Below are 20,316 nucleotides of genomic sequence, written 5' to 3' on the forward strand. Positions count from 1 at the left end.
TTCGTGTTTCGCTTTCACAGCTCCCCGTCAGACTGCCTTGGTGACGCCGTAGTACGCGACCACGTCGTCGGTGTCGGTGGTGGAGCTGGTCAGGGTCGCGTACGAGCGCAGGAAGGACTGACCGGTGCAGCCGTCAATCTTGATGTGGACGTCCTTCACCGTGACGCGTACCGGTGCCGCCTTGAACGTCTTCTTGTTCACCGAGACGTTGGTGACGGTACCGGGCTTGAGGTGAATCTCCAGCGTGCCCGACATCGGCATGCTCACACCGGTCGGGATGATGCCGGCCAGCGTCGAGCCCGACGTGCTCAGGCCGATCGAGCCGATGAGGCGGACCTGGCCCAGCTCGATACCGCAACCGATCTGGTAGCCGGTATCCAGCGTGCCGCCGGACAGCGTGGTGGACCCGCCGCCGGTGACGGTGCCGGTGAAGGTGCCTGCCACGAGGTATTCGCGAGACGATGCGGCGGTGGTCAGCGGTGCCACCGGCAGCTGGCTCTCGTCCTTCGCGGCGACGGTGAGCTTCCACCCGTCCGGGGTCGTGACAACGCCCGGCTCCGCCGATGCGACGAGTCCGTTGTCCGGCGGGGGGCCGGCATCAACGGCCGGTGCCGCGGGGTCTGGCGGTGGTGGCGGGTCAGCAGATGCCAACGGCGCCAACGCAACCGGGGCCAACATGCAAACAGCGGCCAGAGTGGCGAAACGATTCAACATGCGGGAACTTGTGCCTCTCGTAAGTTTCGAATCCGAGGGATCGGCGTCGTGATCAGAGCGATTGATGGTCAGTGTCGTGTCCGGGCCGCGGTCAGACGGCCTTGGTAACACCGAGATAGGTGATGACGTCATCGGTGTTGTCGGTGGAGCTGGTCAGAGTCGCGTACGTGCGAATGAACGACTGACCGGCGCACTGATCGAACTTGATGCGGACGCCCGTGACGGTCACGCGGGTACCCGATCCCTTGAACGACTTCTTGTCGATCGGGACGATGGTGACCGTGCCCGGCTTGAGGTACACCTTGCCCTGCAAGCTGATACCGGTACCACCGCTGACGTCGCTCGCGGCGCCGGTGAACGGAATTCTCAAGCCGGGCGTGAAGCTGATGCCGGGGTTGATTTCCGTTTCGTCCGTGATGATTCCACAGCCGATCTGGGCGCCGGCTTCCAGCGATCCACCGGTCAGCTTCGTCTTACCGCCACCGGAGACCTTTCCGGTGAAGGTCCCTCCGACGAGGTATTCGCGTGAGGACACCGCGGTGGTCAGTGGTGCCACCGGAAGCAGGGTCTCATTGGAGCCGACAACGGTGACGTGCCAGCCATCCGGGGTGTCCAGCACACCTGGTGCCGAGGACGGAACAGCGCCGGTGTCCACCGGCGGCGGGGCGGGTGCAGCGACGGGGGCGGCCGGGTCCGGCGGGGGCGGGGGATCCGCCGACGCGAGGGGCGCAATCGCTACAGGGGCCAACATGCAGACTGCAGCCAGCGTGGCAAAACGACTCAACATGCGTGAACTTGCGCCTCTCGTGGTTCTGGGCCCTGCCGTTCTGCGACGCGCCGTGGTCGTCAGAAGCCATAGGGCCCAAGGAATCTGTCGCGACGAATCATTAACCGGTCGCGTTTCGAAACGGTGAACAACGACCCAACAGTTGCCGCCGCATTCCCGTCCAGCTGGAATCCTGGAACCTGTGAGGTCGCTGGGAAACAGCATGCGCCGCAGCGCATTACATATATGAGGAAAGGAAGGCAGCTGGCGGCACGCAATGGACGACGCTTGGAGGGAGCCGGTTGGCCGGTTGTTCACCTTTTGGACATGTCAACCACCGACCGTGAGGGGCATCCGGGGGGTATGGGTGACGCGTCGATGCGGCGTGGAGGTCAACCGTGGGCGCCCGGCGCCGAACTGCTACCGACTGACGGAGGAATCGTTGAGGTCGTCTCAGGTGTACGAGCGAGGGTTTGCATCGCTACTCATCGCATTCAGCATCGCGTTCGCTGCCATGCCTGCGGCAGCCGCGGAACCGGGCGAGGAGACGGGTGTTCCGGGACCGGCGGCGCCCGTGGCTCCCGAGTTACCTCCGGTGGCAGCCGGTGTGCCGGCCCCAGGTCCGGTATCGGTGCCGGTCGCGACCACGGATGACCCTGGCGTGCCTGCGGTTACGGCCTGCTCGACGTTCGCCAACGCGCTCGATTCGGCTTCCACGTTCTACGGTGATTTCGCGGATTCGATCGAAGGCGTGGAGCGTCCCGACTACGGCGATCCGACCATCAGTACGACCAACACCAGTGGCCGGACCGCACTGCGCGAAGCCGCCGCCTCGGCGATGAGCGCTGCAGGAACACCTGGGCTCTCCCCGGACATCGCCAACCCGATGCGGTCCTGGTCCTTCGGCGCCACCAAGCTGCTCCTCAAGATGGGGCTGCGCACCGGTGGTCAATCCCTCAATGACACGGCCTCCCAGCTCAACACCGATGCCACCAACGCGCAGATGGCCTGCGCCGCCGCGGGAACCCACGCCTGACGGCGAACTCGATCACGTTGTCCTGATCAGGTTCTGGCGGGGCGCACCGGCATTCACGACCTCGGATACTCACCCACCCAAATGCGCGGCCAACCGTGCCGTCAGTAAAGGATTGCCGTGATCCGGCTTGCGATTTCGTTGCTCATGCTCGTGCTGCTGGTCACCAGTTGTGCCGGCAACGGTGACAAACCCCAGGGTCCGCCGAAAGAGGTACCCAAGTCGGCGCTCGAGGGGCTGCTGCTCAGCGCCGATGAGATCAATGCCGTGATGGGGACCGAAGGGATGACGGCACATCCTGCGGTCACCGAGATGAGCGACCACCGCAACCTGCTGCCCAATCTGAACTGCCTCGGTGCCTGGCAGGTGAACGAGTCCGCCATCTATGGAGACCACTGGACCGCCATGCGCCAGGTACTGCTTCGTTCGCCGGACAACGACGATTGGGACAACCTGGTGGTGCAGTCGGCGGTGATCTTCCCGTCGACTCAGGACGCCAAGGACTTTCTCGGTCAGTCGGCGGAACGCTGGTCGAAGTGCACTGACCACAATGTGAACATCACGCTCAACGGTGAACCGTTGCCCAAGTGGAAGAGCGGCGAACTCACCAAGACCGACGACGAGCTGATCCTGCCCTTCACCCGCACCAAAGGGGATCAGACCCGGACGTGCCAGCGCGCCCTCGCCGTGGCCGCCAACCTCGTCATGGACATCCAGGCATGTAAGCCCGCGGGTTCGTCGGTGACCCAGGCTGCCGATGTGGTGGACAAGATCAAGGCTGCGATGCCGCGCTGACCGGTACCCGCCGGGGCGCTGCGGGTACTCTGAGCCCCGCAGCTGGTCTGTCGGTACCGGGGTGTTTGCGGTGCCGACATCGAGCGCCGCATGCTGATTGAGATGCGACGCGAGAGGGAACCCGGTGAGAATCCGGGACTGTCCCGCAGCGGTATGCAGGAACGACCGCCGTCATCAGCACTGGCACGCAGGGAACTGTGGCTGGGAAGCGACGGCCAGTAGGTGCACGGTTTCCGTGCGTGCCTGTGAGTCCGAAGACCTGCCAGCCGTACCGGGCGCGCCGCGTCCGGTGGTTCATCGCCTCGCGGAATGGGCAGTGGCCGAAAGTGGTTCACTCGTGGCGGGTGGCTGCGTTCGGTTCGATGTCTCCTGGCGGTGGCCATCCCCGCATGTTGAAGGACGTCGTCATGAGCACAACCGCAGCACCCTTCACCGCCACCATTCTCGGGTCGCCCCGAATCGGGCCGAACCGCGAACTCAAGCGCGCCGTCGAGAAGTACTGGTCGGGTCGTATCGACCGGGCAGAACTCGAATCCGTGGCCGCCACCCTGCGTCGCGACACCTGGGCATCGCTGGTCGCGGCCGGACTGGACTCGGTCCCGGTCAACACCTTCTCCTACTACGACCAGATGCTCGATACCGCGGTTCTCGTCGGTGGTCTGCCGGACCGAGTCCACGGCGTCGCCGATGATCTCGACCGCTACTTCGCTGCGGCACGCGGGAATGACGAGATCCCGCCCTTGGAGATGACCAAGTGGTTCGATACCAACTACCACTACATCGTGCCGGAGATCGGACCGGACACCACCTTCGCGCTGAATCCGGCCAAGGTGCTCGGTGAACTCGAAGAGGCACGCGCGCAAGGGGTCTCGGCGCGTCCGGTGATTGTCGGCCCGGTAACTTTCTTGGCGTTGTCCAAGGCAGTCGACGGTGCTGACGCACCCATTTCCCGGTTGGACGCTCTCGTCGGCGTGTACGCCGAGCTACTGGAAGCGCTGGCCGAGAAGGGTGTGGACTGGGTCCAGCTCGACGAGCCGGTGCTGGTGACAGACGCGCTCGACAATGCCGCGGAGCTGGCCGAGCGTACCTACGCGCGGCTCGGTGCGCTGGCAAAGCGCCCCGCCATCTTCGTTGCAACCTATTTCGGTGAGCTCACGGATGCGTTGCCGGCCTTGGCCCGTACCCCGGTTGAGGCAATTGGCGTGGATTTGGTGGCCGGCGCTGCCAAGGCACTGGCAGCTGTCCCCGAGCTGAAGGGCAAGCTGCTGGTAGCGGGCGTGGTCGACGGGCGCAATATCTGGCGTACCGATCTCGAAAGCGCGCTCGGCACCCTGACGACGCTGCTCGGAAGCGCCAAGGCGGTTGCTGTGTCGACGTCGTGCTCGACCCTGCACGTGCCGTACTCGCTCGATCCGGAAGATGGCCTCGATGACGCGCTGCGCAGCTGGTTGGCCTTCGGTGCCGAGAAGGTTTTCGAGGTCGCCACGCTTGCGGTAGCACTCCGCGACGGCCGGGAAAAGGTCGCCGCAGAGATCGAGTCGTCCAACCTCGCGGCCGCGTCGCGGGCGCGGGATCCCCGGCTTCACAACGACAGCGTCCGGGCTCGGCTGGAATCAGTCCTGGCCGGTGGTATCAGCCGAGGTGCCGCTAGCGAACGTCGTAAGGCTCAAGATGCCCGACTGAACCTGCCGTCGCTGCCGACCACCACTATCGGCTCGTTCCCGCAGACCGTCGACATCCGCAAGGCACGAGCCGCGCTGGTGGCCGGCGAGATCGACGAGGCTGAGTACGACAACCGGATGAAGGCCGAGGTCGAATCGGTTATCCGGCTGCAGGAGCAACTGGGGTTGGACGTGCTGGTGCACGGCGAGCCGGAGCGCAACGACATGGTGCAGTACTTCGCCGAGCAGCTCGATGGTTTCTTCGCCACCAAGAACGGCTGGGTCCAGTCGTACGGCAGCCGTTGCGTGCGTCCGCCGGTGCTCTTCGGTGACGTCACCCGCCAGCAGCCGATGACGGTCGACTGGGCGATCTACGCGCAGTCCTTGACCGACAAGCCGGTCAAGGGGATGCTGACCGGTCCTGTCACCATCCTGGCCTGGTCCTTCGTGCGCGATGACCAGCCGTTGGCCGACACTGCCAACCAGGTCGCCCTGGCGATCCGGGACGAGACCGTGGATCTGCAGTCGGCAGGCATCGCGATCATCCAGGTCGACGAGCCCGCGCTACGCGAGCTGCTGCCGCTGCGCTCGAAAGACAAAGAGGCGTACTTGCGTTGGGCGGTCGACGCGTTCCGGCTGTCCACCTCGGGTGTCGCTGACTCCACCCAGATCCACACCCACCTGTGCTATTCGGAGTTCGGTGAAGTGATCGGAGCGATCGCCGACCTGGATGCCGACGTCACCTCGATCGAGGCGGCCCGTTCGCACATGGAGGTGCTCGATGATCTCAACAGCATCGGCTTCTCCAACAGCGTCGGCCCGGGTGTGTACGACATCCACTCGCCGCGGGTGCCCGGCGTCGAGGAGATCACCGCGTCGCTGCGTGAGGCACTCAAAGCGGTTCCCGCCGAACGGCTCTGGGTGAATCCCGACTGCGGCTTGAAGACCCGGACCACCGACGAGGTAACCGAGTCGCTCAAGCACCTGGTCACCGCCACCGCGAAGGTGCGCGCGGGATAGGGGACCGGGTCAGCTCGTGGCGGCCTGAGCTTCTAGCCAGGCCGCCAACGAGCGCCCGGCCTCCAGGACGTGGCGCTCGGCGATGGCGCGGGCAGCCTCGGCGTCCTTGGCCTCCAAGGCGTCGAGCAGCTCTTCATGTTCGTCCAGAGAGTGCTTCTCATGCTCGGGAAACACCGTCAAGAAGTTTGACGGCACCACTCGCGCCGCCTGCCGGATCTGGGTCAGCAGCCGTGGGGAGTGCGCCGCACGGTGAATCTCTTGGTGGAACAGCCAGTTGGCCTCGCCGATGGTGTCGTCGCCCGAGCGGCGGGCGACGTCGGCCGCCAGTTCGCGTAGTCGGGCGAGCTCGTCGGGCTTGACTCGCTGGGCGGCCCAGGCAGCGGCCTGGCCGGTGAGCACGCCGAGGATGGTGAAGCTGTCGGTGACGTCCTCGGAGTTGACGCCGATCACGGTGATCCCGCTGCGTGGGGCGACGCGCACCAGCCCTTCGAACGACAGCTCCAGCAGCGCCTCGCGTACCGGGGTGCGGCTGGTCGCGAACTCTTCGGTGATGGCGTCGAGATCGATGCGTGTTCCGGGCGCCAAGGTGCCGGTGATGATCCGGTCGCGCAGTTCACGGGCCGCGCGTTCGCGCACCGTGCCGGAGATGTCGAGCGAGGCCATCCGTGCAGCGTACCGATATGACGCACACCATCCTTGATATCTGATATATCAGATGTTAGATTCCCGATCATGCGTACCGATCAGATGGCACTCGTGGCGTTCATGCAGGCAGGAAGCACTTCGGTGTACGCCGGCTCGTGGCGTCACCCAGCGACCGAACACGGTTACCTCGACGCGTCGTACTATGCGAAGCTCGGCCGCCAGCTCGAAGAGGGCTGTTTCGACCTGATGTTCTTCGACGACCGTTTGGCAATGCCCGGCATCTACGGAGGCTCGGTCGCCGAGGCGGTCCGCTACGGCGCGCGCCCGGTCAAATTGGATTTGAGTGTCGTGCTCGGCGTGCTCGCGCAGACCACTTCGCATATCGGGCTCGGCGCCACCTACTCGACCACGTACTACGCCCCGTTCCACGTCGCCCGGACTTTTGCGACGCTCGACCACCTGTCCCGCGGGCGTGCGGCCTGGAACGTGGTCACTTCCGTCAATGACAGTGAAGCGCAGAATTTCGGCCTCGACACCCACCTCGGCCACGACGAGCGGTACGACCGTGCCGACGAGTTTCTCGATGTTGTCGCGGGACTCTGGGACACCTGGGAGGACGGCGCGATCGAGCACAATCGGGTTTCGGGTCGCTACGCGGACCCCGCCAAGGTGCACGAGCTCGGTCACGTCGGTCAGTACTTTTCTGCCCGCGGACCGTTGACGGTCCCGCGAACGCCGCAGGGCCGCCCGGTCATTCTCCAAGCCGGGTCGTCGGGGCGGGGCCGTGAATTCGCCTCGCGCTGGGCCGATCTCATCTTTACCGGCGATCCAGGCATCGACGTGGCGCGTTCGCACTACAGCGATCAGAAGCAGCGCATCGCCGACTCGGGCCGGGACCCGGGATCGGTCCGGATCTGTCCGATGGCCTATGCCGTGGTGGGGGAGACCGAATCCCATGCCAAGGAACGCGAGGACATGTTCCTCAACGATCTGGTGGACCCGATGGCGTCGCTGACCCTGCTGTCGGAACTGATGAACTACGACTTCGCCCAGCACGACCTCGACGATCCGGTCACCGACGAGCTCATCGGTTCGGTCTCGGGTATCCGCGGACTGGTGCAGAACCTGCGCGCGCACATCGGTGGGGATACGGTGACCGTGCGCGACCTGGCCGGGCACCGTGCCACGCTGCTTCAAGGACCCCGCTTCGTCGGTACCGGAAAGCAGGTGGCCGACCAGATGGAGGAGTGGTTCACCAGCGGTGCCTGCGACGGATTCGTCATGGCTGCAACGCATTCGCCGGGATCTTATGAGGACTTCGTGCGGATGGTGGTACCCGAACTGCAGCACCGTGGATTGTTCCGCACCGCCTACTCCGGCAGCACCTTGCGGGACCACCTGGGCCTGGACCGGCCTGCCGGCGCCCTCACCGGGTCTGCGTCATAGATGGGCGCCATGCTCAGCGGAATCAGGGTTCTCGATCTCGCCACGCTGGCTGCGGCCCCACTGGCCGCGACCTATCTGGGCGAATTCGGTGCCGACGTCATCAAGGTCGAGCAGCCCGGACAAGGCGATCCCATCCGCACCTGGGGAAACCAGCGCAACGGAGTCGGGCTGATGTGGAAGTCCGTGTCCCGCAACAAGAGATCGGTCACCGCCGATCTACGCGTGGCAGAAGGACAGGACCTGGTTCGCCGTCTGGCCGAGAAGTCGGATGTCGTGATCGTCAACACCCGGCCACAGACTCTGGCCAAGTGGGGTCTCGACTACGAATCGTTACGGGCGGTCAACGACCGCATCGTCATGCTGCACATCACCGGTTACGGGCTGACCGGGCCCAAGAGCGAGCGGCCCGGATTCGGCACACTGGGCGAGGCGATGAGCGGATTCGCCAACGTGACGGGCGAAGCCGATGGTCCGCCGACTCTCCCGCCGTTCATGCTGGCCGACGGTGTGGCGTCGCTCAACGCGGCGTATGCAGTCATGATGGCGCTGTATCACCGCGATGTGCACAGGGCCGGCGGGCAGTTGATCGACATCAACCTGGTGGATCCGCTGGCCCGCCTACTGGAACAGAATCTGCTCGGCTATGACCAGCTCGGTATCGTTGCGCGCCGGGCAGGCAACCGCTGGGACATCTCGGCGCCCCGGAACACCTACCGCACCTCTGATGGGCGGTGGCTGGCCATGTCCGGGAGTTCACCGAGCCTGGCGCTGAGGGTCTTTCGTGCCATCGGTCGCGACGACCTGGTGTCCGATGCGGATTTCGCCGACCCGCAACGCCGGCTGGCGCGCGCTGCCGAGGTCGACGCGGTGGTGGCGGAATGGGTTGCCGCACGCACCTTGTCGGAGGCGATGGCGGTGTTCGACGCCGCTGAGGTGGCCGCGGCGCCGGTGTACGAGATCACCGACCTGGTGGCCGACGAACAACTGCGGCACCGCGAAGTGTTCGTATCGATCGCCGACGACGAACTCGGTGCCATGACGGTGCAGGCGCCGGTCCCGCGGTTCTCGGCGCAGGCAGGCAGGGTGGACTCGCTGGGCCCGCGCCTCGGCGAACACAATGCCGAGGTCTACCACGAGCTGCTGGGCATGACAGCCGAAGAAATCGATGATCTGCACACCGCCGGCGTTCTTTAACAGTAAGCAAAGCAAAGGGATTCACATACAATGACCGATCTGATCCGCCGCTCTGAGCTCGCCCTGCCCGCCTGCAACGACCACATGTTCGTCAAGGGTGTCACCTGCGGGGCCGACCTGGTATTCCTCGATCTGGAGGATGCCACCCCGGTGGGACTCAAGGTGGAATCACGCGCCAAGGCGATCCGGGCGCTGACTGAACTCGACTGGGGGCGCACTGCCCGCGCAATCCGCATCAACGGCCTGGACACCCAGTGGTGCCACGACGACATCATCGAGGTTGTCACCCACGCCGGTGCCCAGCTGGACACCATCGTGATCCCCAAGGCCAAGACCGCCCGTGATGTCTGGTGGGTCGACCTGCTGCTTACCCAGCTTGAGGAAAAACTGGGGCTGTCCAAACAGATTCGGCTCGAGGTGCTCATCGAGGAGGTCGAGGGGCTGGCCAACGCCGAGGAGATCGTGCGGGCAAGTCCGCGGTTGGACGCGGTGATCTTCGGGGTCGGGGACTTCTCGTTGTCCCAGGGGGCGCGGGTGGATACCAACTTCGTGCCGATGGGCGACTACCCGGGTGACTTCTGGGCCTACGCACGCAACAAGATCATGGTCGCGGCACGTATCGCCGGAATCGACGCCATCGATTCGCCCTATCCCGACTACGCGGACGTGGCCGGATACGAGGCCGAGGCGCGTAGATCGTCGCTCTACGGCTACACCGGGAAATGGGCCATCCATCCCAGCCAGGTTCCGATCGCCAATGAAGTGTTCGCCCCATCTGCCGAGGAGATCGCCCTTGCGCACCGCAACGTCGCTGCCTACCGGGAGGCCGAGGCGGCGGGCCGTGGTGCGGTCGGGGTAGAGGGTGTACTCGTCGACGCCGCCCACGTGAAGAAGGCCGAAGAGGTATTGGCGCGCGCCGCGCTGATCGGCGTCGGGTAATCCTGCTGAGCCGTCGACCGTGGGTCTTGTGCACGCAATCGCGTCGATTCCCGTGCACAAGACCCACGCTCGTCCGGCTAACCGAACTCGACGACGTTGGTCGGGGCGCGGAAGCGCTCGAGCCGCTTGGATCGGTAGACCAGGCCCGCGGCACGGGACAAGACCTTGCCCCGGCCCGCCGGCATGTCGAGCTCGTGCACCGCGAGAACGCCTGGGATGGAGCGTAACTCGTCGTACCGGTCGGCGGTGAACGAGAACGGCATCGGTGGCGCGGTGTACTGCTTGCTGAGCCGGATGCCGCGTCGTTGCGAGTACCAGCTCAGAAACCGCGGGACGCTGTCGAAGATCAGCTGTCCTCCGGGGAACCTCGCGGCACAGGCCGCGATGAGGTCGAATACCGATTCCTGGTCCAGGTATTGGAACAGTCCTTCGGCGGTGATGAGTACGCCGTCGGTGGCGTCGACCTGATCCATCCACGAATGGTCGAACGCGGACTGTGCCAGGTAGCGGAGCCTGTCCGACGGCGGGAGCAGTTCCTGACGTAGCCGCACGATCGGCTCCAGGTCCACTGAAAGCCAAGTCATTTCACCGTTGTCGAGGCGCCAGAAGCTGGTCTGCAATCCCTCGGCAAGGGCAACCACATCGGCGCGGCGGTGTGAGCGCAGATACCGGCGTGAGGCCTCGTCGAACGCCAGGGCCCGCAGGGCGGTTGCTTGGTGGGTCCGGCCGAAATGCTCGTAGTCATAGCCGAGGCTGTCGCGCAGTGTGACCGCCATCGGGTCCTCGATGATGCCGTCGGGCCTGGCTGCCTCGGTCGCCCGCTGGTGCAGGGTCAGGAGCGCGGTTTCGGATATCGCGGTCAGGTGACGGGCGTCGACGACTGGCATGGCACGACCGTACCTCCCGCCCGATTCATGGCACGTGCGCGCCGTGGCGTCGAGAGTCGTTGCCCCGGTGGACAGATGATCGCGACGATTCGGGAACTTTCTGTGGGCGGTGACCGACTAGCTCAAGGACACGGCAATGCGTGCCGGTCCCGGGGGTGCCGGTCGACGCTCGTGCGAGGAGGTGATGACGTGACTGCGCCGTACTGGCCGGCGGTGCCTCCGGAGGTGCATTCTGCCCAGTTGAGCACGGGCCCGGGTCCCGGATCCCTTCTTGCCGCCGCGACTCAGTGGGAGGCACTGAGCGTTCAATACAGTGCGGCAGCAGCCGAACTCACACAGATTCTGGCCGAGGTGCAAGGCAGCAGCTGGGAAGGGTCCAGCGCAGCGCAGTACGTGGCTGCCCATGGCCCGTACCTGGCGTGGCTGGAGCAGGCGTCAGCCGACAGTGCCGTCACCGCCGCACAGCACGGAACGGTTGCGGCCGCCTACAGCAGCGCACTGGCCACCATGCCTACGCTGGCCGAGCTCGCCGCCAACCATGTCACACACGGAGTGCTCCTGGCCACCAACTTCTTCGGCCTCAACACCATACCGATTGCCCTCAACGAAGCCGATTACGTCCGGATGTGGCTGCAGGCCGCCGAAGTGATGATGACCTACCAGGCGATTGCGACGAACGCATCGGCGGCGATCCCGTCACCCCAGCCGGCCCCGTCGATCCTCGCGCCGGGAGGCGAAGCGCAGGGCGAGCAGCAGAATGGCTCGGTGTCCACCTCGGACAACCAGCCGCTCAGCGATATCTGGAAGTTGATCTCCGACCTGATCTCCGGTGCGGGCAATCCCGAACAACTCCTGCAGACGTTTCAACAGCTCTTCGAGCAACTGGGATTCAACCCGGCCGAGGCCGCCATACTCGCGATCATCGCGCTGGTGCTGTACGACATGCTCTGGTATCCGTACTACGCCTCGTATTCACTACTGCTGCTGCCGTTCCTCGCGCCCGCGCTCAGTGCTCTCAGCGCGCTGAGCGCACTGGCGCTCCTGCAGGGCAAGGTGCCACCGCCCGGCGTGTCACCTGCTCCCGTCGAGGTCAGCACCGGTCACCGCGTCGCCCCGACCGTCGGCGCCGGCGCGGCATTGGGCCCCGCCGGGGTGTCCAGCGCAGTTCCTCAGGGCGGCGGATCCGGCTCTGGCGCGCCGGCCGCGAGCAGTCCACCGAGCTCGGCACCCGCACCGTTCGCCGGCTACCTCATCCCCGGTCTGGATCCGCCGGGAGTCGCCTCGGGGCCCAAGTCCGGTGCGAAATCCACTGATGGCATGGCAGATATCCTCGCCACCGTTGCCGCGGCACGGGCGGCTGCCGCCGCTCGCAGCCGTCGACGGCAGGCCGGCCGGAAACGTGACCGTGCCCGAAGCTACCGGTACGAGTTTCTGGCCCCCACCGATACCGTGGGCGCCACCGACGACGACCAGGACCTGAGCCGACCCATGTCGCCGTCATCCAGCGACAGCGGGGCCACCACCCTCGGCTTCTCCGGGGCCGCACCGGTCGCCTCGAGCGCACCTGCCTCAGGGCTGGTGCGGCATGCGCCGGCAGGCAGCGGGGAATCCGTCCCGATGCTCCCCGGTACCTGGTCGGGGGATTCAGATGGACGACGCGAATAGCGGGAACTTTCAACCGGTTTGATTCGACCAATTCTGTAGTCGCACAACGGCGCAGCGCAATGCCGCACGAGGAGAAGACATGACGCTGAATGTGAAAGGGGAGGGACTCGGGGCGCAAGTCACGGGAATCGACCCCAAGAATCTCGATGACATCACCCGGGAAGAGATTCGGGAGATCGTCTATCAGCACAAGCTGGTCGTTCTGAAAGACGTTCATCCTGCTCCGGAAGAGTTCCTCCGGTTGGGCCGAATCGTCGGCGACGTCGTCACGTACTACGAGCCGATCTATCACCACAAGGACCACCCGGAGATCTTCGTTTCCTCGACAGAGGAAGGGCACGGTGTGCCCAGGACCGGAGCCTTCTGGCACATCGACTACATGTTCATGCCCGAACCGTTCGCATTCTCGATGGTGGTGCCGCTGGCGGTGCCAGGAAACGACCGCGGGACCTATTTCATCGACCTCAACAAGGTGTGGGAGTCCCTTCCGGATGCTTTGCGTGACCCGGTTCGCGGCACGTTCGCAACTCATGATCCACGGCGCCACATCAAGATTCGCCCGCATGACGTGTACAAGCCGATCGGCGAGGTCTGGGACGAGATCTCCAAGACGACACCTCCGATCAAATGGCCGACGGTGATCAGGCACCCGAAGACCGGCCAGGAGATCCTCTACATCTGCGCGTCAGGCACCACCAAGATCGAGGACGGGCACGGAGATGTGCTGGATCCTGCTGTTCTGCAACAACTTATGGCTGCCACCGGACAACTCGATCCGGATTTCATGTCGCCGTTCATCCATACCCAACACTATGAGGTCGGCGATGTTGTGTTGTGGGACAACCGGGTCCTGATGCACCGGGCGAAACACGGCACGACGCCGGGAACACTGACGACTCATCGGCTGACCATGCTGGACGGCCTCACGACACCGGGATATGGGGTATGACCATGAGCATCGCCGAGACGCTGTCTGTGGCAACGGGTGGATACGGCATCACACGCATGGCGCCGATACCCGAAGAACTGCTGGTAAAGGTGCTGGAGCCCTATTCCTACAAAGGGTGCCGCTATCTGCTCGACGCGGAGTACGAGGCCACCGAGACCTCAGTGTCGGCGGTCGGGAACTTCAGCATCAAAGAGCCCGCATACATTCGCGACACCGGCCACTTCAACGCCGCCGAATGGGTTCTGTGCTTCAACCAGCTCGCATACAGCGCGTTCGCTCCGGCGATCCTCAACGAGGTGATACCCGAATTCCGGGGCTGGTCGATCGAGGATTACTTCAACTACCAGCTGCCCAGCATGTTGATCAAGACCACGGCATCACGGTTCAAGCGCCCGATCAAGTCCCACAAGTTTTCGGCACGGTTGTTGTGCAAGGACTTCGAGGTCGTCGATCGAACGATTCGCTATCTCAAGATTCCGTGCACCGTCGAATTCTGGGATGAGGACGGTGGGGCTGCATCCGGCGAAGTCGAACTGGCTGCCCTGAACATCCCCTGACACCTGCACGGAGAGCGGTTTCACAGCTATGGCACACCCACCTTCCACGGTGCTGGAACGCATCGGCTACAGGGCGAGACAATGTCCCGACGCGATCGCCCTACGTCGCTGCGACGGATCCAGCGTCATTCGCTACCGGGACCTGATGGCCGAAGTGGACAGCCTCGCCGCTGTTCTCGGCTCACGGTCGGTCGCGCGAGGAAGCCGTGTGTTCGTCATCTCGGACAACGGTCCCGAGACCTATCTGTCGGTTTTGGCCTGTGCAAGAGTAGGCGCCGTCGCGGTCATGGTGGACGGCGGAATGCCTGCGGCGGCCATTGACCGGTTCGGCGAGATCACCACTCCCGCTGCGATACTGATCGCACCGGGCTGTCGCCTGCACACCAAAGAGTTGTCAGATGCGCTCCAGGCGATCCCGGCCTTCGCAGTCGAGATCGACCACGGCTCTGCCGGACGCGCCGGTGATCCGCTCTCACCTGCGGTGCCCCCTGTTCCCGTTGGGGGAGCGGACGATCCGCTGGCGATGATCTTCACCAGCGGCACCACAGGAACCCCGAAAGCAGTGCTGCTGCCCAACCGGACCTTTTACTCCGTCGCCGACATTCTGCAGCGCGAGCAACTGACCTGGGTTGACTGGATCGTCGGCGAGGCGACGTACTCGCCGCTGCCCGCGACTCACATCGGTGGACTGTGGTGGATCCTCAACTGTCTGATGCAGGGCGGGCTGTGCATCACCGGCGGCGAGAATACGTCGTCCATCGCCGAGATCCTCACTGCGAATGACGTCGCGACGACTTGCCTGGTTCCCACGTTGCTGACCCGGCTGGTGTCCGAACTGCGATCCACCGGAACGCCGGTCCCGCCGTCGCTACGCATGGTGGGCTATGGCGGATCCCGCGCGGTCGCCTCCGACGTCAGGTTTGTCGAGGCAGCGGGTGTTCGTACCGCGCAAGTTTACGGACTCAGTGAAACAGGCTGCACCGCACTGTGTCTCCCCACCGGTGACGGGTCGATCGCCAGAATCGAAGCCGGCGCGGTAGGGCGGCCCTATCCCGGAGTGGAAGTTCACCTGGATGGCGACGGCAGCGGGCCTCCTTCGCGTTCGGGCGCTGACTCGGCCTCGTCCGGCACATTGTGGATCAAGTCGCCGGCGAGCATGTTGGGGTATTGGGACAATCCCGACCGGACTGCCGAAGTTCTGGTTGACGGATGGGTGAACACCGGAGACCTTCTCGACCGCCATGACGACGGTTACTTCTACATCCGGGGCAGGTCCTCGGAGATGATCATCTCCGGGGGCGTGAACATCGCGCCCGACGAGGTCGATCGAATTGCCGAGGGGGTTGCCGGCGTCGGCGAGGCCGCGTGTTACGAGATCCCCGACGAGGAGTTCGGTGCGCTCGTGGGGCTGGCGGTGGTCGCATCGACGACGCTGGATGAATCAGCAGCCAGGAAGCTCAAACATGCCATCGCCGCGCGATTCCGGCAGGAGTCGGAGCCGATGGCCAGGCCCTCGACCATCGGGTTCGTTGAGCAGATTCCACGGACCCAGTCCGGCAAGGTCATGCGGGCCTCCCTGGGCGCGGTAGCCGGTGGCTGAGTGTCTGAGGAGCAGAGTCCTGGCCGCGCTGTCGGAGGTGCTCTATGTCGATGAATCCGATTTCCTCGACGGCGATGCGACAGACCTCAGGGATCTCGGGCTGGACTCGGTTCGATTCGTGCTGTTGATGAAGCAGCTCGGCATCGATCGGGAGTCAGACGTGCCGCGGCGGCTGGCGGACAACCTGTCGATCGCAGGGTGGGTGCGGGAGTTGGAGAAGCTGGGTGAACCTGTCTGAAGGCCCGGATACGCAACGTATTCCGCTGAGCCGATCCCAGCAGAACATCTTCAATGGAGTGTCGCAGGACGACGATCCCCACCTGTACCTGATCGGCAGGCGTTATCGGTTCGAGCCGGTACCACAGGCGGAATTCCTGACCGCCCTGCGGAAGACCATTCTGGCCAATCCTGTTCAGTTGTGTGTTCTGGCGCAGTCGGCTGAGCCCGGTGGATACCCGGATCTCATACCCTGGCTGGACGCCGATGACATTGTTCGGGTGTGCGGTGACGAAAGCGCGACGCTGGCCGACGAGTGGAGGTCCGGTGTTCACGCAAAGCCATTGGCGCGCTACACCGTGTATGTCGACGGCAGCGGCCTGGTGAGGGGTCTCGATGCCCAGGCGCACCACATCCTGCTCGATGGCGGAGCCCTCGGCATCATCGAAGCCCATCTGGGGCGCTTCCTCGCCGGTGGCGGCCCGGCCGCCGGCGCTTGTGTCCGTGCCGGCCTGGCCGATGTTGTCACCGCGCATCGCCGGGAGGCAGACCGTGTCGACGAATCACTCGAGCGACTCACCGCTGTCGTGCGGCACGAGCTCACGGCGGCCGCCGGGGAGAGGGGCCACGGACGCGGCGCCGACGCTCCGGCAACGGCGGCCAGGGGAGTGCTGACCGAATCCGCGGTGATCCACGGGGACGACTACGACCAGATCCTTGCCCTGGCAGACCGTGAGAGCGTCCCGCTCAACGTTCTGGTCGCGGCGGCGGCCACGGCGGTGGATGCGAGTATTCATCACGCCACCGAACGCCTTCTGGTGCATGCGGTCGACAACCGCTTCGGCGACCCTGACCTCGATGTCGCCACGTGTCTGGTCAACTCGATGGCGCAGCAAGTCCGGTTCGTGCCGTATGCATCGGTGGCCGACGTCGTGCGCGCGGTGGATCGGGGCTATGTCAGGGCCGGCCGGCGCCGCTGGTTGCGTGAAGAGCGATACCGCCGAATGTATCTGGCGATCAATCGGACAACCTCCGTGGATACCTTGACGCTCAATTTTCTGCGGGAGCCCTGTGCGCCCGAACTGGCGCCGTTCCTGGCTGAGGCGCCCGTGACGTCGGACATCGGCCCGATCGAGGGCATGACCGTCGCGGCTGTGCTCGACGAGCAACGGCACACGCTCACCCTCAACATCTGGAACAGACCCGATCTGCCACGGCAGAACGGCGCAGGTATGGCCGGCCGGGTCGCTACCGCCCTGAAATCCATGACGACGATGTGGGATTCCCCGATCGCGGAGACCGTCGGCGAGTGGCATGTGGTCGCCGCCGACGGAACACTGCATTCGGATTCGCAGGCACCCGAACCCGCGGAGCCGGTGGTACCCGCCTGGTTTCTCCATCGACCTGAGCCCGTCGCCGAGTGCCGCGAACGTCGCGCCCACGTCGATCCCTGGATCGCCTGGCTGATTGAAAACAATGTGGCACCAGGCGATGTGGTGGTGTTCACGGACGACGACACCGACAAGACGATTGACCTCATGATCGCGTGTCACCTGGCGGGCTGCGGTTACACCGTCTGTGACCGCGACGATCAGGTGGTGGCGCGGGCCGAACGAATCAACGAATACGGCAACGGGATCTCAGCGCACATCGTCGACGTCGAGTCGACGAACGTCCCGACAAGCATCGGCGGGGAGCGTCGGCGTCTGGTCGAGGCCCGCGTCGAGCAGACCGAAACGGACCCGCATCTTTCCACCAAAACCGCCTACGTGATGCCCACGTCCGGATCGACCGGCGAACCCAAACTCGTGCACGTCAATCATGGTTCGCTCGCGATGTTCTGCGTCGGGATGGTTCGGGCCTATGGCTGGGGACCGGGCGACACCCTCCTCCAATGTGCCTCGCTGACATCGGATATCAGCGTCGAAGAGGTCTTCGGTGCCGCTGTCAGCGGAGCGGCACTCATCCGTTCGGCGGCGGTGAAAGCCGGTGATCTGCAGGCGCTTGCCAAGGATCTGGTGGCATGCGACGCGACCGTCGTGGATCTGCCCACCGCGTTGTGGCATCTGTGGTGCGAGGACGTCGACACCATCACCGGCATCGGCCACTCTCGGCTACGGCAGATTGTGATCGGCGGTGAGCCCGTCCGCCCGAGCGCGGTCGACAAGTGGGTCGATACCGCTGCCGCTGAGAATGTCTCGCTGGTGTCGAGCTATGGCCCGACAGAGACCACGGTCGTGGTGACCCACCTGCCGATCATCGATCACGGCCGGGTGGTCGGACACGACGCACGCCTTCGGCTGGGGCGGCCGATCGTTCCGAACACGGTGGTGATCGCCTTCGGTGAGGTCGTGGTGGTGGGGGACCTGGTTGCCGACGGCTATCTCGGCGTGGACGGTGCCGGTTTCGGGTTGGTCACCACAGCCGACGGCCGGCGGCAGCGCGCCTTTGCGACTGCAGACCGGGTGGCGATGGACGGCACCGGGTACCCGGTGTTCGCAGGCCGTAGGGACGCACTCGTCAAGATCTCGGGCAAGCGCGTCGACACCGCCGCGCTCACCCGACGGATTGCGGCGGACCCGGCGGTGGTCGACGTCGCCGTGGAGCTTCACAACGGGGGCCTGGGAGTCTGGTTCGAGACACGGCGGACCCGTGTCGGTGACGAAGACCCCGCTGCGGCAGCAAGTATCCGCAGCATCCTGGTGGATTCGCGGGTCCCGTCGTTCGTCATTTCCGGCGTCGCGAGCATCCCCAGGAAATCCAACGGGAAGATCGACACCGCAAGGCTGCCAACGTCACCCGATGGTCCGGGCGGGTGCGCCGACGCCGGCGAGCGGGCGGCGGGTCTCGCCGGAATGTGGAGTGCTCACCTGGGCCGCCCGATCATGCCCGGGACGTCGCTGCTGTACGAGGGCATCGGGTCGCTGGACCTGGTCCGCATCCTGCCCGACACACGCAGATATCTCGGTCGGCAGGTGTCCATTCTGGATCTGATCAGCGCCGATACCGCGGCCAACCTGGTGGATGACGCGTCGATGATCGACGGCTGGATGGACGGCGCCACCGCCGAGGAGATCGAACGCGACTTCACCGGATTACCGGCGCGGGACTCTCGTGCGGTGTCGAGCCCACGGCGATCCTCAGCCCGTCGAGACGACGGACCGATCCTGGTTGTGGGCGCGTCCGGAATTCTGGGATCCGGTTTCGCGGAGGCGATTCTGGAGCTGACACGCTCGGCCGTGCCATGGCCCGATGTGGTGCTCGCCATGAGGTCAGCACCCCCCGTCGACCGGGTCTGGACAGAACTCCGGGATACGCCGGGTGTGCGGATCGAGCACCTCGCCTCCGGGTTCGGTCCGGCCGGGTTGGCAGCGCTGATCCGGGAGACCGGAGCCCGGACTCTCGTCAACTGCATCGGGAACACAAACGTGGTGGTCCCGTATCGCGAACTTCGTTCCGCCAATGTGGAATTGGTGGCAGCCATGGCGCAGACGTGCGCGGCCTCCGGTACGAGGCTGGTGCACCTGTCGACGTATGTCGTCAATGGGGATGCCGCCGCGCCGCAGGTGGTCGATCCGCGTCAGGCGCCATACCCGTACGCAGCCTCGAAAGCGCTCGGGGAGTTGGCGGTGGACGGGATGGGCGGAGAGCTCGACTTCACAATCGTGCGCCTGCCCCGGGTCCTGGGGACACCGGCACAGCTGCGCAGGTCCGCCGACATCCTGGTGTCGGTCGCCGATGCCTGCCATGCCCTACAGGCTTATCCGGCAGTCGAATTGACCGAAGAAGTGACGACCGGCCGCGCGGCGGCGACAAGCATTCTCGGCAGGTTGCCGGAGTTCGGCGGACCCGACGAGCTGGGCCGCGGGATCGATGTGCTGCGCGGACAGGCGGTGGGGTACCGGGAGTTGCTCGGCACCGTGGCCACCGAGGCTCTCGACAGTCACGAATGGAAGCGACGGCTCGATGAAAGTGATTGGGCGAAGGCCGATCCGCGTCGCTGGTCGGTGATCGACGCCTGGATCAGCTTGGGTATGAGGCTCGGTGGACGCTCGTATGCGGAGTACCTGGCCGCATATCCTGCTCTCCCGCTGGGAATCGATACCGTCCGTGAGCTCGTGGCGACACCGCCGCCCGTGGGGGCACTGCTCGCCCGGACATGGTCGGGAACTCATCGCGATTGTCCAACGACTTATCAACCAGACACCACCAGACAGTGAGGGATGGCA

Annotated in this window: 16 protein-coding genes and 1 riboswitch; of the genes, 12 read left to right on the forward strand and 4 right to left on the reverse strand. The window is 65.0% G+C overall.

The annotated features are described in order from the left end of the window. Nucleotides 1–27 precede the first annotated feature (27 nt). Together ACNQVK_RS15000 and ACNQVK_RS15005 are read right to left on the reverse strand one after the other, a co-directional pair. A complete protein-coding gene (locus tag ACNQVK_RS15000; RefSeq protein WP_409551487.1) occupies nucleotides 28–714 on the reverse strand; it encodes an MspA family porin in 687 nt (228 codons plus the stop codon). A 91-nt stretch (nucleotides 715–805) separates the two neighbouring features. Further along, nucleotides 806–1,501: an MspA family porin gene (locus ACNQVK_RS15005; protein WP_044522512.1), complete on the reverse strand. Its 696-nt coding sequence runs from the start codon at nucleotides 1,499–1,501 to the stop codon at nucleotides 806–808. A 493-nt stretch (nucleotides 1,502–1,994) separates the two neighbouring features. On the opposite strand from ACNQVK_RS15005, the gene ACNQVK_RS15010 reads away from it, so the two are divergent. The 3 genes from ACNQVK_RS15010 to metE all read left to right on the forward strand — a co-directional run bounded on the left by ACNQVK_RS15010 (nucleotide 1,995) and on the right by metE (nucleotide 5,989). Continuing rightward, the gene (locus ACNQVK_RS15010; RefSeq protein WP_418030137.1) at nucleotides 1,995–2,516 is read left to right on the forward strand and encodes a hypothetical protein; all 522 of its coding nucleotides are present in this window, start codon (nucleotides 1,995–1,997) and stop codon (nucleotides 2,514–2,516) included. Between the two features lie 117 nt (nucleotides 2,517–2,633). After that, on the forward strand, nucleotides 2,634–3,308 hold the full coding sequence (locus ACNQVK_RS15015; RefSeq protein WP_418030138.1) for a sensor domain-containing protein: 675 nt from the start codon (nucleotides 2,634–2,636) through the stop codon (nucleotides 3,306–3,308). Nucleotides 3,309–3,385: 77 nt separating this feature from the next. Continuing rightward, nucleotides 3,386–3,590: riboswitch (cobalamin riboswitch) on the forward strand. 125 nt (nucleotides 3,591–3,715) lie between these two features. After that, nucleotides 3,716–5,989, forward strand: coding sequence for a 5-methyltetrahydropteroyltriglutamate--homocysteine S-methyltransferase (metE, locus tag ACNQVK_RS15020; protein ID WP_418030139.1), 2,274 nt, complete (start codon nucleotides 3,716–3,718; stop codon nucleotides 5,987–5,989). Nucleotides 5,990–5,998: 9 nt separating this feature from the next. Here metE and ACNQVK_RS15025 read toward each other — a convergent pair whose 3' ends face one another. After that, entirely contained in the window at nucleotides 5,999–6,652 is a 654-nt protein-coding gene (locus ACNQVK_RS15025; RefSeq protein WP_418030140.1) for a GntR family transcriptional regulator, read from the reverse strand. A gap of 69 nt (nucleotides 6,653–6,721) precedes the next feature. On the opposite strand from ACNQVK_RS15025, the gene ACNQVK_RS15030 reads away from it, so the two are divergent. From ACNQVK_RS15030 to ACNQVK_RS15040, 3 genes are read left to right on the forward strand one after another with little or no spacing between them, the layout of a single operon-like run. After that, nucleotides 6,722–8,080 (forward strand): LLM class flavin-dependent oxidoreductase, encoded by a 1,359-nt coding sequence (locus ACNQVK_RS15030; protein ID WP_418030141.1) that lies wholly within the window; start codon nucleotides 6,722–6,724, stop codon nucleotides 8,078–8,080. A gap of 9 nt (nucleotides 8,081–8,089) precedes the next feature. Further along, nucleotides 8,090–9,274, forward strand: coding sequence for a CaiB/BaiF CoA transferase family protein (locus ACNQVK_RS15035; RefSeq protein ID WP_418030142.1), 1,185 nt, complete (start codon nucleotides 8,090–8,092; stop codon nucleotides 9,272–9,274). A 30-nt stretch (nucleotides 9,275–9,304) separates the two neighbouring features. Beyond that, nucleotides 9,305–10,213: an HpcH/HpaI aldolase/citrate lyase family protein gene (locus ACNQVK_RS15040; protein WP_418030143.1), complete on the forward strand. Its 909-nt coding sequence runs from the start codon at nucleotides 9,305–9,307 to the stop codon at nucleotides 10,211–10,213. 77 nt (nucleotides 10,214–10,290) lie between these two features. Here ACNQVK_RS15040 and ACNQVK_RS15045 read toward each other — a convergent pair whose 3' ends face one another. After that, nucleotides 10,291–11,100, reverse strand: coding sequence for a class I SAM-dependent methyltransferase (locus ACNQVK_RS15045; RefSeq protein WP_418030144.1), 810 nt, complete (start codon nucleotides 11,098–11,100; stop codon nucleotides 10,291–10,293). A 189-nt stretch (nucleotides 11,101–11,289) separates the two neighbouring features. Here ACNQVK_RS15045 and ACNQVK_RS15050 point away from each other — a divergent pair, with 189 nt between their 5' ends. From ACNQVK_RS15050 to ACNQVK_RS15075, 6 genes are all read left to right on the forward strand, one after another. Next, a complete protein-coding gene (locus ACNQVK_RS15050; RefSeq protein ID WP_418030145.1) occupies nucleotides 11,290–12,765 on the forward strand; it encodes a PPE domain-containing protein in 1,476 nt (491 codons plus the stop codon). Between the two features lie 79 nt (nucleotides 12,766–12,844). After that, nucleotides 12,845–13,714, forward strand: a complete 870-nt coding sequence (locus tag ACNQVK_RS15055) for a TauD/TfdA dioxygenase family protein (protein WP_418030146.1) — start codon at nucleotides 12,845–12,847, stop codon at nucleotides 13,712–13,714. A 2-nt stretch (nucleotides 13,715–13,716) separates the two neighbouring features. Further along, nucleotides 13,717–14,271, forward strand: coding sequence for an FcoT family thioesterase (locus ACNQVK_RS15060; protein WP_418034168.1), 555 nt, complete (start codon nucleotides 13,717–13,719; stop codon nucleotides 14,269–14,271). A 28-nt stretch (nucleotides 14,272–14,299) separates the two neighbouring features. Further along, nucleotides 14,300–15,871, forward strand: coding sequence for a fatty acid--CoA ligase FadD10 (gene fadD10 / locus ACNQVK_RS15065; RefSeq protein WP_418030147.1), 1,572 nt, complete (start codon nucleotides 14,300–14,302; stop codon nucleotides 15,869–15,871). Nucleotides 15,872–15,875: 4 nt separating this feature from the next. Further along, nucleotides 15,876–16,109: an acyl carrier protein gene (locus tag ACNQVK_RS15070; protein WP_235732916.1), complete on the forward strand. Its 234-nt coding sequence runs from the start codon at nucleotides 15,876–15,878 to the stop codon at nucleotides 16,107–16,109. Next, the gene (locus ACNQVK_RS15075) at nucleotides 16,096–20,307 is read left to right on the forward strand and encodes an AMP-binding protein (RefSeq protein WP_418030148.1); all 4,212 of its coding nucleotides are present in this window, start codon (nucleotides 16,096–16,098) and stop codon (nucleotides 20,305–20,307) included. The genes ACNQVK_RS15070 and ACNQVK_RS15075 overlap by 14 nt, the downstream gene beginning before the upstream one ends. The last annotated feature ends 9 nt before the right edge of the window (nucleotides 20,308–20,316 follow it).

The sequence above is a fragment of the Mycobacterium sp. 134 genome, assembly GCF_048282715.1.
Lineage (GTDB): Bacteria > Actinomycetota > Actinomycetes > Mycobacteriales > Mycobacteriaceae > Mycobacterium > Mycobacterium septicum.